This is a genomic window from Mycobacterium sp. E735 (genome assembly GCF_001666955.1).
Lineage (GTDB): Bacteria > Actinomycetota > Actinomycetes > Mycobacteriales > Mycobacteriaceae > Mycobacterium.
Genome location: NZ_LZIX01000243.1, coordinates 1 through 13,783, shown reverse-complemented (window position 1 = coordinate 13,783; position 13,783 = coordinate 1). Strand labels below are relative to the sequence as shown.

17 protein-coding genes and 1 tRNA gene are annotated in these 13,783 nt (G+C 69.5%); 13 read left to right on the top strand and 5 right to left on the bottom strand.

Annotated elements, in window-relative coordinates; all coding sequences use genetic code 11:
- The first annotated feature begins 60 nt into the window (after positions 1 to 60).
- The 6 genes from A5704_RS19790 to A5704_RS19770 all read left to right on the top strand — a co-directional run bounded on the left by A5704_RS19790 (position 61) and on the right by A5704_RS19770 (position 4,352).
- Positions 61 to 483, top strand: a complete 423-nt coding sequence (locus tag A5704_RS19790) for a DUF3052 domain-containing protein (protein WP_067269553.1) — start codon at positions 61 to 63, stop codon at positions 481 to 483.
- Entirely contained in the window at positions 483 to 944 is a 462-nt protein-coding gene (locus tag A5704_RS19785) for a peroxiredoxin (protein ID WP_067749675.1), read from the top strand. Before A5704_RS19790 ends, A5704_RS19785 begins: the two co-directional genes overlap by 1 nt.
- A gap of 66 nt (positions 945 to 1,010) precedes the next feature.
- A tRNA-Val gene (locus A5704_RS19780) sits at positions 1,011 to 1,082 on the top strand.
- Positions 1,083 to 1,171: 89 nt separating this feature from the next.
- Positions 1,172 to 1,318 (top strand): hypothetical protein, encoded by a 147-nt coding sequence (locus A5704_RS28475; protein WP_156669933.1) that lies wholly within the window; start codon positions 1,172 to 1,174, stop codon positions 1,316 to 1,318.
- A gap of 154 nt (positions 1,319 to 1,472) precedes the next feature.
- The gene (locus tag A5704_RS19775; protein ID WP_067749677.1) at positions 1,473 to 2,969 is read left to right on the top strand and encodes an NAD(P)/FAD-dependent oxidoreductase; all 1,497 of its coding nucleotides are present in this window, start codon (positions 1,473 to 1,475) and stop codon (positions 2,967 to 2,969) included.
- A 33-nt stretch (positions 2,970 to 3,002) separates the two neighbouring features.
- Positions 3,003 to 4,352 carry a wax ester/triacylglycerol synthase family O-acyltransferase gene (locus A5704_RS19770; RefSeq protein WP_067890583.1) on the top strand — a complete coding sequence of 450 codons (1,350 nt, stop codon included), beginning with the start codon at positions 3,003 to 3,005 and terminating at the stop codon, positions 4,350 to 4,352.
- A 2-nt stretch (positions 4,353 to 4,354) separates the two neighbouring features.
- Here A5704_RS19770 and A5704_RS19765 read toward each other — a convergent pair whose 3' ends face one another.
- Complete coding sequence (locus tag A5704_RS19765; protein WP_067890580.1) at positions 4,355 to 5,380, bottom strand: AraC family transcriptional regulator; 1,026 nt, start codon at positions 5,378 to 5,380, stop codon at positions 4,355 to 4,357.
- Positions 5,381 to 5,545: 165 nt separating this feature from the next.
- Here A5704_RS19765 and A5704_RS19760 point away from each other — a divergent pair, with 165 nt between their 5' ends.
- The 3 genes from A5704_RS19760 (at position 5,546) to A5704_RS19750 (ending at position 7,861) form a co-directional block, all read left to right on the top strand.
- A complete protein-coding gene (locus tag A5704_RS19760) occupies positions 5,546 to 6,103 on the top strand; it encodes a 2,4'-dihydroxyacetophenone dioxygenase family protein (RefSeq protein WP_067749684.1) in 558 nt (185 codons plus the stop codon).
- Positions 6,104 to 6,122: 19 nt separating this feature from the next.
- A complete protein-coding gene (locus A5704_RS19755) occupies positions 6,123 to 6,515 on the top strand; it encodes a DUF1330 domain-containing protein (RefSeq protein ID WP_067749702.1) in 393 nt (130 codons plus the stop codon).
- Positions 6,516 to 6,739: 224 nt separating this feature from the next.
- A complete protein-coding gene (locus A5704_RS19750) occupies positions 6,740 to 7,861 on the top strand; it encodes an epoxide hydrolase family protein (protein WP_067890643.1) in 1,122 nt (373 codons plus the stop codon).
- On the opposite strand, the gene A5704_RS19745 is transcribed toward A5704_RS19750, so the two are convergent.
- Positions 7,858 to 8,688 (bottom strand): oxygenase MpaB family protein, encoded by an 831-nt coding sequence (locus A5704_RS19745; RefSeq protein WP_067749686.1) that lies wholly within the window; start codon positions 8,686 to 8,688, stop codon positions 7,858 to 7,860. The two genes, A5704_RS19750 and A5704_RS19745, sit on opposite strands and share 4 nt — an antisense overlap.
- Positions 8,689 to 8,749: 61 nt before the next feature.
- Between A5704_RS19745 and A5704_RS28470 the strand changes: the two genes are divergently transcribed.
- Both A5704_RS28470 and A5704_RS19740 read left to right on the top strand, forming a co-directional pair.
- On the top strand, positions 8,750 to 8,902 hold the full coding sequence (locus tag A5704_RS28470) for a hypothetical protein (protein WP_156669934.1): 153 nt from the start codon (positions 8,750 to 8,752) through the stop codon (positions 8,900 to 8,902).
- A 30-nt stretch (positions 8,903 to 8,932) separates the two neighbouring features.
- Positions 8,933 to 9,877 carry a cobalamin biosynthesis protein gene (locus tag A5704_RS19740; protein WP_067778488.1) on the top strand — a complete coding sequence of 315 codons (945 nt, stop codon included), beginning with the start codon at positions 8,933 to 8,935 and terminating at the stop codon, positions 9,875 to 9,877.
- On the opposite strand, the gene A5704_RS19735 is transcribed toward A5704_RS19740, so the two are convergent.
- Genes A5704_RS19735 through A5704_RS19725 form a run of 3 tightly spaced genes read right to left on the bottom strand, consistent with a single transcriptional unit; the run spans position 9,859 to position 11,870 of the window.
- Complete coding sequence (locus A5704_RS19735; RefSeq protein ID WP_067778490.1) at positions 9,859 to 10,686, bottom strand: SURF1 family protein; 828 nt, start codon at positions 10,684 to 10,686, stop codon at positions 9,859 to 9,861. The genes A5704_RS19740 and A5704_RS19735 overlap by 19 nt on opposite strands.
- A 1-nt stretch (position 10,687) precedes the next feature.
- Entirely contained in the window at positions 10,688 to 11,185 is a 498-nt protein-coding gene (locus A5704_RS19730) for a low molecular weight protein-tyrosine-phosphatase (protein WP_067749691.1), read from the bottom strand.
- The gene (locus tag A5704_RS19725) at positions 11,178 to 11,870 is read right to left on the bottom strand and encodes an HAD-IA family hydrolase (RefSeq protein ID WP_197508512.1); all 693 of its coding nucleotides are present in this window, start codon (positions 11,868 to 11,870) and stop codon (positions 11,178 to 11,180) included. Before A5704_RS19725 ends, A5704_RS19730 begins: the two co-directional genes overlap by 8 nt.
- An 82-nt stretch (positions 11,871 to 11,952) precedes the next feature.
- Between A5704_RS19725 and cobC the strand changes: the two genes are divergently transcribed.
- Positions 11,953 to 12,981, top strand: a complete 1,029-nt coding sequence (cobC, locus tag A5704_RS19720; RefSeq protein WP_067749692.1) for an Rv2231c family pyridoxal phosphate-dependent protein CobC — start codon at positions 11,953 to 11,955, stop codon at positions 12,979 to 12,981.
- The coding region (locus A5704_RS19715) for a YqfO family protein (RefSeq protein WP_067890638.1) at positions 12,978 to 13,783 on the top strand (806 nt) is incomplete at its 3' end. The genes cobC and A5704_RS19715, both read left to right, overlap by 4 nt.

The window sequence follows — 13,783 nt, the reverse complement described above, 5'->3', positions numbered from 1 at the left end:
TGCGGCTGTGCGACGATAATCCCCATCGCACGGCGCGGGACGGTTTAAGGAGGCTCCACGGTGGTCGCGGCGGATCACGCCCCGAGCTACGCTCGCAAACTGGGCATCCAACGAGACCAAGTTGTCCAGGAATGGGGCTGGGACGAGGACACCGACGACGAGATCCGGGCCGACGTCGAGGAAGCGTGTGGCGCTGAGCTGCTCGACGAGGACACCGACGAGGTGGTCGACGTCGTGCTGCTGTGGTGGCGTGACGGGGACGGCGACCTGGTGGACACCCTGATGGACGCGATCGGTCCGCTGGCCGAGGACGGCGTGATCTGGGTGCTGACGCCCAAGACCGGCAAGCCCGGCCACGTCCTGCCTGCCGAAATCGCCGAGGCGGCCCCGACCGCCGGCCTGATGCCGACGTCGTCGGTCAACCTGGGCGACTGGAGCGCCAGCCGACTGGTGCAGCCGAAGTCCCGAACCGGGAAGCGTTGATGCTGCCCGTTGGCGCCACCGCCCCGGATTTCACACTGCGCGACCAGAACCAACAGCGTGTCACCCTGAGCTCCTACCGCGGCGCCAAGAACGTGCTGCTGGTGTTCTTCCCGCTGGCCTTCACCGGCATCTGCCAGGGCGAGTTGGACCAGCTGCGCGACCACCTGCCCGACTACGAGAACGACGACAGCGCCACGCTGGCGATCTCGGTGGGTCCGCCGCCCACGCACCGAATCTGGTCGCTGGAAAGCGGCTTCACCTTCCCGGTGCTGTCGGACTTCTGGCCGCACGGCGAGGTCAGCCAGGCCTACGGCGTATTCAACGACGAGGCCGGCTACCCCAATCGCGGCACGTTCGTCGTCGATAAGGCCGGCATCATCCGGTTCGCGGAGATGAAGCAACCCGGCGAATCGCGCAACCAGGGGCTGTGGACCGAAGCCCTGGCGGCCTTGCGGGGCTGAGCGGGCCTGACGCGGGCTTACAGTTTTGAGTACCGGCCCTTCGGACGTGTAGCCTCCCCGGGGCACGGGCGCGTAGCTCAGTGGTAGAGCTCTGGTTTTACACACCAGCGGTCGGCGGTTCGATACCGTCCGCGCCCACTCATCCGCTTCGCGGGCACAACGCCATCGCGACTTGCAGGCTCGATTTTCGCCGTGGCCGCACGCTCGGGCCCTCATCGCGAGTCCCGGTGCTCACCCCGACGCTGTTGCGTGGGTACGAGGGGCGGGTTCGGGACTTCGACGTGGAGTTGGTCGACGGCGTGGGCCACTGGTTCGCCGAGCAGCGCCCCGACGTCCTGCTCGACCGGCTCCGCGGCTTCCTCGCCGGCATCTGACCCCCGCTCGCACAGGTGGCCGAGGGCACCCTTGCGCGCATATCTGCAGCTCGCCTGTCTCCGGATGCTAAATACGAGTCCTCTTCGGTCAAGACCTATGGGCCGCTGGTGCCGCACAGTTGATGCACTACATCGAAAGCAAAGGAGCCTCGCGATGACCACCACCACCGAGCACGTCGACGTGTTGATCGTCGGGGCCGGAATCTCCGGCATCGGGGCGGCGTACTACCTGAAGACCAGGCGGCCGGCCAAGACCTTCGCGATCGTGGAGGCGCGCGGTGAGATCGGCGGCACCTGGGATCTGTTCCGCTACCCGGGGATTCGCTCCGACTCCGATCTACACACCTTCAGCTACGAGTTCAAGCCGTGGGAGAACGACAAGGCGATCGCCAGCGCCGATGCCATCATGGTCTACCTGCGCGAGACGGTCGCGGAAAACGACATTGCGCCCGCGATTCGCTTCCACCACAAGGTGATCAGTGCGTCATGGTCGAGCACCGACACCCGGTGGACGGTCGACGTCGAGCGCACGGACACCGGTGCGCGGGTGCGCATCACCTGCGGCTGGCTGTTCTGCGCTGGCGGTTACTATCGCTACGACCAAGGTTTCACCCCTGAGTTCGAGGGCCGCGAACGGTTTTCGGGGCAGATCGTGCATCCGCAACTGTGGCCGGAGGACCTGGACTACAGCGGTAAGCGCGTGGTCGTCATCGGCAGCGGCGCCACCGCAGTCACGCTGGTTCCGGCGATGGCCGACGCCGCGGCCCACGTGACGATGCTGCAACGCTCACCGACCTACGTCCTGCCGGTTCCCGCGAAGGACCGTATCGCCAATGCGCTGCCCAAGCTGGTGGGGCGTAAGCGGGCGTACGCGATCACCCGGCGCAAGAACATCGCCAAGCAGCGCGCGGTATTCCGGCTGTGCCAACGCCATCCCGACACCGCACGGCGCATCATCCGCTACCTCAACGCCAGGCAGCTACCGAAGGGATACCCGGTCGACGAGCACTTCCGGCCGGCCTACAACCCGTGGGACCAACGGCTCTGCGCGGTCCCCGACGGGGATATGTTCGCCGCGATCCGCAACGGCAGCGCCTCGGTGGTCACCGATCGGATCGACACCTTCACGGAGAAGGGCATCCGGCTCGTGTCCGGGCGGGAGCTCGAGGCCGACATCATCGTGACCGCGACCGGGCTGAACCTGCTGGCATTCGGCGGCATCACCCTGACCGTCGACGGTGCACCGGTGAACCTGCCGGAGAAGGTCGCCTTCAAGGGGATGATGCTCGACGGGGTGCCCAACTTCGCCTACTCGTTCGGCTACACCAACTCGTCGTGGACGTTGAAGGTCGGCCCGGTGTGCGAGCACCTGTGCCGCCTGCTCGACCACATGGACGCGCACGGGTACGCGGTGTGCTACCCGCACATCAGCGGGGAGATGCGCACCATGCCGCTACTGGAAGTGCACGCCGGCTACGTCCAGAGGGCGGTCGAGGAGTTCCCGCGCCAGGGCGACCGCCAGCCGTGGCGGACGGCGATGGACCACCTCGCCGACGCCAAGATGCTGCGCGAGAGCTCCGTCGCGGATGGCAACTTGACTTTCATCCCGGTGGCGGCGATGCGCACACCTGATGCGGCGATGAGCGCGTGAGCGCGACCATCCATGACGAAAGCCGAAGGAACAATGAACCTCATCGCACCAGTCGACGCCTTCTGCCTGCTGGCCGAGTCTCGCGAGCACCCGATGCACGTCGCCGGCCTGCAGTTGTTCACGCCGCCGCCGGGCGCCGGCCCGGAGTTCGCTCGCGACATCTACGACGCCTTGGTGGCGGGCGGCCACGTGGCTCCCGCCTTCCGGAAGCGTCCGGCCAAGACGCTCGGTGCGTTCAGCAACGCCCTGTGGAAGTTCGACGAGGAGATCGACCTCGGCTATCACGTGCGGCGCTCGGCGCTGCCCGCGCCCGGACGGGTCCGCGAGTTACTCGAGTTGACGTCGCGGCTGCACGGAACCCTGCTCGACCGGCACCGCCCGCTGTGGGAGACACATCTGATCGAGGGGTTGGCGGACGGACGTTTCGCGGTCTATACCGAGATGCATCACGCGGTCGTCGACGGCGTGTCCGCGCTGCGAATGTTGCAGGGCGCCTTGAGCGCTGACCCGCATGACACCGTGATTCGGGCTCCCTGGGCACCGCCGCCGCGGCAGAAGCGGCCGGCTCGTGGGCGCCGCGCGATGCTGGCCGACGCCATTGCGACCGCGGCCGGCTTCGCGCCGGCGACGCTGAAGCTGACCCGCGCCGCGCTGCTCGAACAGCAGCTGACCCTGCCGTTTCGGGCTCCGCGCACCATGCTGAACGTTCCGATCGGCGGTGCCCGGCGGTGCGCCGCCCAGTCCTGGCCGCTGGACCGCATCAAGGACGTGAAGAACGTCGCGGGAATGACGGTCAACGACGTCGTTCTGGCCATGTGCGCCGGCGCATTACGCTCCTACCTCACCGATCACGAGGCGCTGCCGGACAAGCCGCTGACCGCGATGGTCCCGGTGAATCTGCGCACCGAACGCGACGCGGACGGCGGCAACGTGGTCTCTGCTGTGTTGTGCAACCTGGCGACCGACCGCGACGATCCGGCCGACCGTCTGCGGACCATCCATGAGTCCATGCGCGACAACAAGCTGGTGCTGTCCGAACTGCCACGCGCCCAGGCGATGGCGTTGGGGATGGGCTTGCTGGCGCCGGCCGCTTTCGGCGGGATTCCGGGCCTCGGCGCGGCAACGCCGCCGCCGTTCAACATCGTCGTCTCCAACGTACCGGGTGTGCAGAAACCGTTGTACTGCAACGGGGCCCGCCTCGACGGAAACTACCCGTTGTCGATCGCCGTGGACGGGCAGGCCCTCAACGTCACGGTCGCCACCAGTGCCGACAGCCTCGACTTCGGTCTCGTCGGATGCCGTCGCGCCGTCCCGCACCTGCAGCGCCTGCTCGGCCACCTGGAAACCTCACTCAAGGACTTGGAGCGGGCTGTCGGACTGTGAGGTCAGGAAAAGGCGGGATGTCTGCGGGGTCTGAGGGCGCGCCGGTAGGCCGCCGGCCCGGTGCCGAACCAGCGCTTGCAGGATCGGGTCAGCACGCTTTGTTCGGTGTAGCCGAGCTCTCGGGCAAGGTGAGACAGGTCGATGTCGGTGTCGCGCAGGTAGTGCTCGGCGGTTTCGCGCCGCAAGTCGTCGATCAGCTCGAAAAACGTTGTGCCTTCGTCGGCTAACCTGCGTTGCAACGTCTTGGGATGGATGTTGAACTGCGCCGCGATCACCTCGAGCTTCGCGGCGCCGGTGGGCAACAACTGCCGGGCGATCGTGCGCACCGACTGGCTCATGTCCGGGCCGCGCGGGCCGATCAGCGTGCTGAGGTATTCGACCACAGCCCGGTGAGCCAGTTCGTCGTGCTGGAGCGAGCCGCTCAAGTCGGCGGTTCGGAGAGTGAACCCGGCGACCGGCTCCGCGAAATACGGCCTGCATCCGAAGTATTCGCGATACTGCGCGGCGGGGGTGACCGGCTCATGGGGCACGTGCACCGAAAGCGGGCAGTACGCGGCGCCAAGCAGCAGCCGCAGCACCTCCAGGATCACGCCGAGCGACAACTCCACGCTTTGGATGACGGGCGGCAGGCGCTCCATGAGGATGTGAAACTCGAAAAAAGAACGTTCGGGACGGTCCGGCACCGGCGCGGCGCGGACCGACAGGGCGGGGCTGTACGCGGCAAGAAAGGTGCCGAAGATCGCCATCGCGTCACCCACCGTGGCCGCCGTGCGGGCCGCCACCCCCACCGGACCGAGGATCTCGATGCCCTGCCGCCGGGCCAGGCGGCGGCCGAAATCCGGTGTGGCCGTTTCTTCGGCTGCCGACTCCAAGGCGAAAACCACTCCGCGCAACGGCACGAACACCTCGTAATGGCCGATGTCCATGGGCCGTATCCCCGCGCGCGCCAGCAGCCGTCGTGGGTCACCGCCCAGCTCGGTGACCAGTTCGGGATAGTTCGACAGCGCCGTGCCGCGCACCACCGACATGCTCCGGGATGCTAGTAGCGAACGGACCCCGGTGTCGTCAAAAGCCAAAAGGTAGTCTCTGACGGTCAAGACCGAAGGCATGCCACTTCGGCATCGTGGAGTCGGCGGTACCAACACCGCCCTTCCACCGATGCGGGGGAAGTCACTGCAGCCCAAGGAAAGACCATGACGCTCGCCGCTGAACCAACATCGGCCAAGACAAGCTCCGGAACGCCGTTGCCGCTGGCGGCCCTGCCGCAGGGCGAACTCCTGACGGTCAACGAGGGGGACAACCCCCTGCTGCGCGACGCGCTCGCCCCAGGAGTGCACTTCAAGCCGCTTCGCCTCGATTTGGAAGCCGGCTGCTGGGTGGTGCTGGCCGTCTTGAGTCCCGGAGCCCAGTTGCCCGTGCACTACCACACCGGCACCGCGGAGGCCTACACACTCTCGGGTCGCTGGTACTACCTCGAGTACCCCGATCAGCCGCAGACCGCCGGTTCGTATCTGTACGAGCCGGCCGGCTCCGTGCACACCTTCGTCTGCCCGGAGTCCAACACCGAGGACACGGTCGTGTTCATCCGCGTCGAGGGAGCCAACATCAATTTCACCGAGGACGGCCAATTCCACTCCGTCCTCGACGCGGTGATGATCCGCCACCTGACCCCGGTGGTCGCCGAGGCGCAACAAGCGGGGCCGGTCAATTACATCGGCGGTGGGGCCGCCGGCACGGTTAGCCAGCACTGACAACGACAAGGAGATCCACATGAGCACCTCGATAGAGACCACCCCCGAGCAGGTGAAAGCGCTCGTCGCGCGGCCGGCCGACGCCCCGGTGGTGATGGTCAATCTGCTGAAGTTCAAGAACCCCGGCGGCCTCGAGCGCTACCTGCAATACGGGGCGGAGGTCGCGCCGCACCTCGAGCGCGTCGGCGCGAAGGTTCGCTTCGGCGGCACCGCCCCCGCGGTGGTCATCGGCGAGGGTCAAGAGCCGTGGTGGGACGCGATCCTGCTCGTCGAATACCCGACGCCGGGAGCGTTTTTGGAGATGGTCACCACGGAGGAGTACGCGAAGGTCCACGAGCACCGCGCCGCCGCGCTCGACCGCGGCGACCTGATCGCCACGTCGACATGGATGTCCGCAGAACAGTTCAGTTGACCGCGGTGGCCATGATCGCCGTGCGAGTAGCGACCGCGATACCCGCGGAGCCGGCCCGGCAACCGGCCGGCTCCGCCGGTTCGCGTCCCTGTCGCGCTCTCACCCATTCGCGGCGGTCGTGGGCGTAACGCCACGGCGACTTTCGGCTCCGATCTTCGCCATGGCGTTACGCTCGCCCCGCACCGTGGCGGTGTGGCAACCTCAGGAGCGTGGACGAGCAACCCGTGGAACCGTTTCGCATCGACGTCCCTGAGGACGTCCTGGAAGACCTGCGCTCCAGGCTGGCGCGCACCCGATGGCCGGAAGCCGAATGCGTGGACGACTGGAGCCAGGGCATGCCGCTGGCCTACACCCGCGAGCTGGCCGGCTACTGGGCCGACGAATACGACTGGCGCTCACGCGAAGCCGCGCTCAACCGCTTCGACCAGTTCACCACCCAAATCGACGGGCTGGACATCCATTTCATCCACCAGCGATCGCCGCACGACGATGCGTTCCCGCTGCTGATCACCCACGGCTGGCCCGGCTCGATCGTCGAATTCCACAAGGTGATCGAGCCGCTGACGAACCCGGCGTCCGGGCGTGCAGAGGACGCCTTCCACGTCATCTGCCCGTCGCTGCCCGGATACGGGTTCTCCGGAAAGCCGACCCGCACGGGCTGGGGGGTGGAGAAGATCGCCGAGGCGTGGGAGGCGCTGATGCTGCGCCTGGGCTACGACCGCTACGGCGCCCAGGGCGGCGACTGGGGCGCCGCGGTGACCACGCAGATCGGGCGAAACCGGGGGCACTGCGCGGGAATCCACCTCAACATGCCCATCGGGCGGCCCACCCCGGAGTCCCTGAAGAACCCGACGGACGAGGAACAGCGGGCGATGGCCGCGATGGCCGAGCACCGCAAGTGGGGCACCGGCTATTCCAAGCAGCAGTCCACCCGGCCGCAGACGCTGGGCTACGGGCTGGCCGATTCGCCGGTGGGGCAACTGGCGTGGATCGTCGAAAAGTTCTGGGCGTGGGCCGATTGCGACGGCCATCCGGAGAACGCGTTCACCCGCGACGAGCTGCTCGACAACGTGATGGTCTATTGGGTCACCGACACCGCCGCGTCGTCGGCCCGCCTGTATTGGGAGAGCTTCAGGGTGTTCGGGCAGCTGGACCGAGTCGAATTACCCACGGGGGTCGCGGCTTTCCCGCACGAGCTGCTGAAGGCGCCGAGAAGCTGGTGCGAGCCGGTCTACAACATCACGCATTGGACCACGATGGAGCGCGGCGGACACTTCGCGGCGTTCGAGCAGCCGGAGCTGTTCGTCGACGACGTCCGCGCGTTCTTCGCGACGATCCGGGGCTAGACGATTCGCCAACCCCGCCGCGCACGAAATCGCATGTCCCACAGGTAGATTTGATACCCGAGGAGCCAGACCCCGTGCGGCAGGAAGAGGTCGGCCAGCCGCAGCGCGGACAGCAGCCACTCGAACCGGCGCTGCCGGCCCCGCGACCAGTCCAACCGCATCAGCGCGCGAAACTCCGGAGCCAGGAAACCCGTCGTCGCGAACAGGTTGAACGGGCCGGCCAAAACCCGCAACGGCCAGGGCAGGAACGCCAGCGACGCCACGCCGCGCAGATGCTCGCGCACCGGGGGGTCGATGCGCAGCTCGTCGAGCGAGCGCTTCCAGTACGCGTCGAAGGCCGCCCGGTCCGGCGGCCACATGCCCTCGGGCACCTGCAAAGTGGCGCCCAGCCGGGCGGCGTCGAGGTAGACGGCGTCGGCGGTGGTGTCGTCGAGCGGGCCGTGCAGGAATTCGTGCTGGTCCACGAAATAGCGGTACAGGCACGCGGCCACCCACAGCTGCAACTTGGGGTCGAAAGCGTTGTAGGGCACCGGGCTTGACGACGTCGAGCGGACCTGCCGGTGCACGGTGTCGACGGCGCCGCGAATCAACGCGCGGTCGGACTCGGTCCCGATGGTGGCGGCCGCGAGGTAGGTGCCGGTGGTGCGGGCTCGCTTGAACGGATGCTTGTAGACGTTGCCGCTGTCCACCGGGCTTTCCAGCACCCCGTACCCGACGCCCGGCAAGGACAACTGCATGATCACGTTCGCGGCCGGGAGCAGCAGTGCCGCCGGGTTCAGGAGGTCGGCGACCCGGGTCGCGGGCCGCTTCGTCGCGGACGACGCCATGCCTTCGAGTGAACCACGACCCGGACGTTAGAACCGGCCGAAAACGGGCACGCCTAGCAAAATGAGCACCCCATTCGGCGTTCCGGCCACGGGCCCGGCGCGCCACCGGGCGACCGCGTCGACGGCCACGTTCGACTCACCCTTGCTGATCTGGTGGGTGATCGTCGTGCTGATCGCCGCGGTGATCGTCGCGGGCCTCTTCGCCATGGCCTAGCGCTCGGCACGCGTGTGAGACGCTGCCAGGGTGTTGGCGACGCGGACGCGGCTGGCCGGCGTGCTGGCCGGCTACCTGGCCGACGTGGCGCTGGGCGACCCGGCGCGGGGGCATCCGGTCGCGGTGTTCGGCCGGGCCGCGGCGGGGCTGGAGCGCGTGACCTACCGCGACGCCAGGGGCGCGGGGGTGGTGCACGTCGGCGTGCTGGTGGGAGCGGTGGGCCTGCTGGGCGCCGCGCTGCAACGGGCCGCCGCGCGCGGCGGTTGGCCCTGGTCGATCGCGGCCACCGCCGCCGCCACCTGGGTGTCGGTGGGCGGGACCTCGCTGGCGCGCACCGGCTTGGCGATGTCGGAACTGCTGGAACGCGGGGACATCGAGGGAGCGCGCCGCCTGCTGCCCTCGTTGTGCGGCCGCGATCCGGCCTGGCTGGACGCCGCAGGCCTGGCGCGTGCGTCGCTGGAATCGGTCGCGGAGAACACGTCCGACGCCCAGGTGGCGCCGCTGCTGTGCGCCGCCGTGGGCGGGGTGCCCGCGGTGCTGGCGTACCGCGGCATCAACACGCTGGACTCCATGGTGGGCTATCGCTCGGCGCGCTATGCCCGATTCGGTTGGGCCGCAGCACGATTGGACGACGCAGCCAACTACGTCGCCGCCCGGGTGACGGCGGCGCTGGTGGTAGGTTCGGCGCCCTTCGTCAGCGGGTCGGCTTCGGATGCGGTGCGGGCCTGGCGCCGTGACGCCGCCCGGCACCCCAGCCCCAACGCCGGCGTCGTCGAGGCGGCCTTCGCCGGGGCGCTGGGCGTGCGCCTCGGTGGGCCCACGCAATACCACCACGAGTTGCAGATCCGGCCCACCCTGGGCGACGGCCACGAGCCGACGGTGGCCGACCTGCGGCGCGCGGTGGCGCTGTCGCGGACGGTGCAGGCGGGCGCCGCCGTCGTGGCGGGGCTGCTGTGTTACCTGCGGCGGCCGTAGCGGTCGGCGAGTTTCGCCTCCACGGTCTTCGGCGGTTCCGGGGCCCGCGCAGCCGCGGCCGGGGGTTGCTTTTCCCGGCGGCGGGCGCGGATCTCGGAATACACGAAGTAACCCAAACCCAGCGGCGCGACGATGCCGAACGAAATCCACTGGATGCCGTAGGACAGGAACGGACCGGCGTCCAGGTGCGGCACGCCGATAACGCCGAGCCCGCCGGGCTGGTCCTCGGTCAGCTGGAGATAGGACCCGGCGAGGGGGACCTTCATCAGCGCAGCGACCTGTTCGGTGTTGATCGAATACACCTGCTGCACACCGTCCTGGGTGAACGGGTCCTTGCCCGGGACGACGGCCTCGGAATCGCGCAGCCGCGCGGTGATGGTGACGGGTTCCCGGGGCGGGCGGGGGAACGGCGGCACCTGGGAGCCCTGCTCGGGCCGCACGTAGCCCCGGTCGACGAGGACCGTGGGCCCGTCGTCGACGACGAACGGCGCCAGCACCTCGAACGCGGGTTTGCCCTCGATCACCCGCAACCGCGCCAGCACCTGGAGGTCGGGCAGGTAGTGCCCGGTGGCCGTGACGCGGCGCCACTGCGCGTTCGGGGCCGCCGAACCTTGCTGCGGCAGCAGGGTTTTCAGGGGAACAGGCTCGGTGTTGAGGGAATACTCGATCTGGCGGTTCTCCCGCGACGTCCGGTTGTGCTTGCCCAGTTGCCACGGCGCCAGCACGGTGAAGCACAGGTAGGCGAACGCGATGACCACCAGCGCCAGCGCGATCCAGCCGGGCCGCAGCAAGAACGTCAACCGACGCATGTCAGGGCGATCCGTTCCGGTCCAGCCGATCGTCGACCCAGGCGTGCAGGCCGGGCAACGAGGCCTCGATGACGGTGAACACGTCCTCGAAGTCCCGCGCGTCGCCGTAGTACGGGTCCTCGACGTCGAGGGCGTGGGCGCCCGAACGGGGGTCGAACGACCTCAGCATCCGCACCCGCTCCTCGTCGACGCCCAGCTCGCGCAGCATCCGAAGATGGTTACGGCCCAGGGCCACCACCAGGTCGGCCGCCAGATGGTCCTCGCCGACCTGGGCGGCGCGGTGGTCGGTGGAGTAACCGTGGGCGCGCAGCACGTCGGTCGCCCGGTCGTCGGCGCATTCCCCGACGTGCCAGTTGCCGGTGCCCGCGCTGGTCACCCGCACCGCCTCGGCGAGGCCGCGGCGGCGCAGCTGGTCGGCGAACATCTTCTCGGCCATCACCGACCGGCAGATGTTGCCGGTGCACACGAACGTCACGTGCAGCGGCTCGCGCTCAGACACCGAGCACCGCCCGCAGTTCGTCGACGGTCGCGGCGTGCGTCACCGCCGTGACGCCCGCGGCGGTCGCCCCGTCGGGGAAGTCGTCGCGGCCGTAGCCCCAGCCGACCACCACGGTGTCGATGCCGTGCGCGGCCGCGCCGTGCACGTCGTGGCTGCGGTCGCCGACCATGAGCACCCGATCGGGCAGCGGCTGCAGTTGCTCCAATGCGTGCGCCAGCACCTCGACCTTGGTCTTGCGCGAGCCGTCCGGGCTCGCCCCGGCGATGACCTCGAAATGCCGATCGAGCCCGAAATGGGCCAGGATGCGGCGCGCCGTCGGCTCGAGCTTCGACGTGGCCACCGCCAGCCGGGCGCCGGCGGCCTGCAGGTCGGCCAGCAGCGGCTCGATACCGTCGAACAGGGTGTTCATCGCCCAGCCGCGGTCGGCGTATTCGGCGCGGAAGGCCGCGATCGCCCGCTCGGCGTCCTCGCCCAGCATGGCGTGGAATGTGTCGTCCATCGGCGGGCCCACGATCTGGGTCACCAGGTCGCCGTCCGGCACGTCCACGCCGACCTGCTCGAGCGCGTGCAGGAAGCTGGCCACGATCCCCTCCGCGGAGTCGGTGAGCGTGCCGTCGAGGTCGAAGATCACCAGCTCGGTCGCCAGGCGTGGCGAAGGGCGATCGGTGGACGTTGAGCCTGTCACCTCACCATTGTCCTCGATGCCCCGCGGCCGGGTGTGCCGGTGTCGCTGCCGCGCCCCGGCGCGGCCCACTAGTGTTTCTCGGATGGCGAGTCTGAACTTGACCCCGCCTGCGGCGCGCTATCACGGTGATCAGGCCGTCGCACCCGGGATGCTGGATTTCGCCGTCAACGTCCGTCACGCCCAACCACCCGAATGGCTGGTGCGGCGGCTGGCCGCGCGGCTGCCGGATTTGGCGCGCTATCCGAGCGCCCAGGACGTCCGGGTGGCGCAGGACGCGGTCGCCGAGCGGCACGGCCGGGCGCGCGACGAGGTGCTGCCGCTCGCCGGGGCGGCCGAGGGGTTCGCGCTGTTGAGCAACCTGCGTCCGGCGCGGGCGGCGATCGTCGCGCCCTCGTTCACCGAGCCGGCGGCAGCGCTCACCGCCGCCGGGGTGGCCGTGCACCATGTGGTGCTCGAGCCGCCGTTCGGCCTGGACGGGGTGCGAATCCCCGACGACGCCGACCTGGTCGTGGTCGGCAACCCGACCAACCCCACCTCGGTGCTGCACACCCGCGAGCAGCTCCTCGCGCTGCGGCGGCCGGGCCGCATCCTGGTGGTCGATGAGGCGTTCGCCGATGCGATCCCGGGCGAACCGGAGTCGCTGGCCGGTGACTCGCTGCCCGACGTGGTGGTGCTGCGCAGCCTGACCAAGACCTGGGCGCTGGCGGGGTTGCGGGTGGGCTACGCCCTGGGCTCACCGGAAGTCCTCGACCGGCTGACCGCTCAGCGCGCCCACTGGCCGGTGGGCACACTGCAGCTGACGGCGATCGCGGCGTGCTGCGGCCCGCAGTCCGTCGCCGAAGCGGCGGCCGGTGCCGAGCGTCTCACGGAGTTGCGCGCCGAGATGGTGGACGGTCTGACGTCGGTGGGTGCCGAGGTGGTCCACGGGCGGGCGCCGTTCGTCCTGTTCCGCCGCCCGGACGCCGTTGAGATCCGAAACAAGCTGCGAGACAAGGGGATTGCCATCCGTCGCTGTGACACGTTCGTCGGCCTGGACCAACGGTACCTGCGGGCCGCGGTGCGCCGGGAATGGCCGCTGCTGGTCGAGGCCGTCTCGGAGGTGTGCGCGTGAGCGTGCGGCTGGCCGACGTGATCGACGCGCTGGACGAGGCCTACCCACCGGGGCTGGCCGAATCGTGGGATTCGGTGGGCCTGGTGTGCGGGGACCCCGATGATGCGCTCGAGTCGGTGACCGTGGCGGTCGACGCGACGCCGGCCGTCGTTGGCGAGGTTCCCGACGGCGGGCTGCTCTTGGCCCATCATCCGTTGCTGATGCGCGGCGTCGACACGGTGGCGGCCAGTACGCCCAAGGGCGCGCTGGTGCACCGCCTGATCCGAACGGGGCGTTCGCTGTTCACCGCGCACACCAACGCCGACTCGGCCGCCCCGGGCGTCTCGGACGCGCTCGCCGAAGCCCTCGGCCTCGCCGTCGAAGCACCGCTGGAGCCGCGGACGGCCGCGACCGACCTCGACAAGTGGGTGGTCTACGTGCCGCGCGAGAACTCAGAAGCGGTGCAGGCGGCCGTGTTCGAGGCCGGCGCCGGGCACATCGGCGACTACTCGCACTGCAGCTGGAGTGTCAGCGGCATCGGCCAGTTCCTGCCGCACGAAGGGGCGTCGCCCGCGGTGGGCAGCGTCGGCACCGTCGAGCGGGTGGCCGAGGATCGGTTCGAGGTGGTCGCGCCCGCGCGGATCCGGGGAGCCGTGCTGGCGGCGATGCGCGCCGCCCATCCCTACGAGGAGCCGGCGTTCGACCTGTTCGCGTTGGTGCCCGCGCCGGGCGACGCCGGGCTGGGGCGGATCGGCGCCCTGCCCCGGCCGGAACCGCTGCGCGACTTCGTGTCCCGCGTGGACGCCGCGCTGCCGCGGACGGC

Excerpts from the sequence above, each read along its gene's own strand:
- A5704_RS19785 (WP_067749675.1), top strand. The coding sequence starts at position 483 with ATGCTGCCCGTTGGCGCCACCGCCCCGGATTTCACACTGCGCGACCAG.
- A5704_RS19775 (WP_067749677.1), top strand. The coding sequence starts at position 1,473 with ATGACCACCACCACCGAGCACGTCGACGTGTTGATCGTCGGGGCCGGA.
- A5704_RS19770 (WP_067890583.1), top strand. The coding sequence starts at position 3,003 with ATGAACCTCATCGCACCAGTCGACGCCTTCTGCCTGCTGGCCGAGTCT.
- A5704_RS19765 (WP_067890580.1), bottom strand. The coding sequence starts at position 5,380 with ATGTCGGTGGTGCGCGGCACGGCGCTGTCGAACTATCCCGAACTGGTC.
- A5704_RS19760 (WP_067749684.1), top strand. The coding sequence starts at position 5,546 with ATGACGCTCGCCGCTGAACCAACATCGGCCAAGACAAGCTCCGGAACG.
- A5704_RS19755 (WP_067749702.1), top strand. The coding sequence starts at position 6,123 with ATGAGCACCTCGATAGAGACCACCCCCGAGCAGGTGAAAGCGCTCGTC.
- A5704_RS19745 (WP_067749686.1), bottom strand. The coding sequence starts at position 8,688 with ATGGCGTCGTCCGCGACGAAGCGGCCCGCGACCCGGGTCGCCGACCTC.
- A5704_RS28470 (WP_156669934.1), top strand. The coding sequence starts at position 8,750 with ATGAGCACCCCATTCGGCGTTCCGGCCACGGGCCCGGCGCGCCACCGG.
- A5704_RS19735 (WP_067778490.1), bottom strand. The coding sequence starts at position 10,686 with ATGCGTCGGTTGACGTTCTTGCTGCGGCCCGGCTGGATCGCGCTGGCG.
- cobC (WP_067749692.1), top strand. The coding sequence starts at position 11,953 with ATGGCGAGTCTGAACTTGACCCCGCCTGCGGCGCGCTATCACGGTGAT.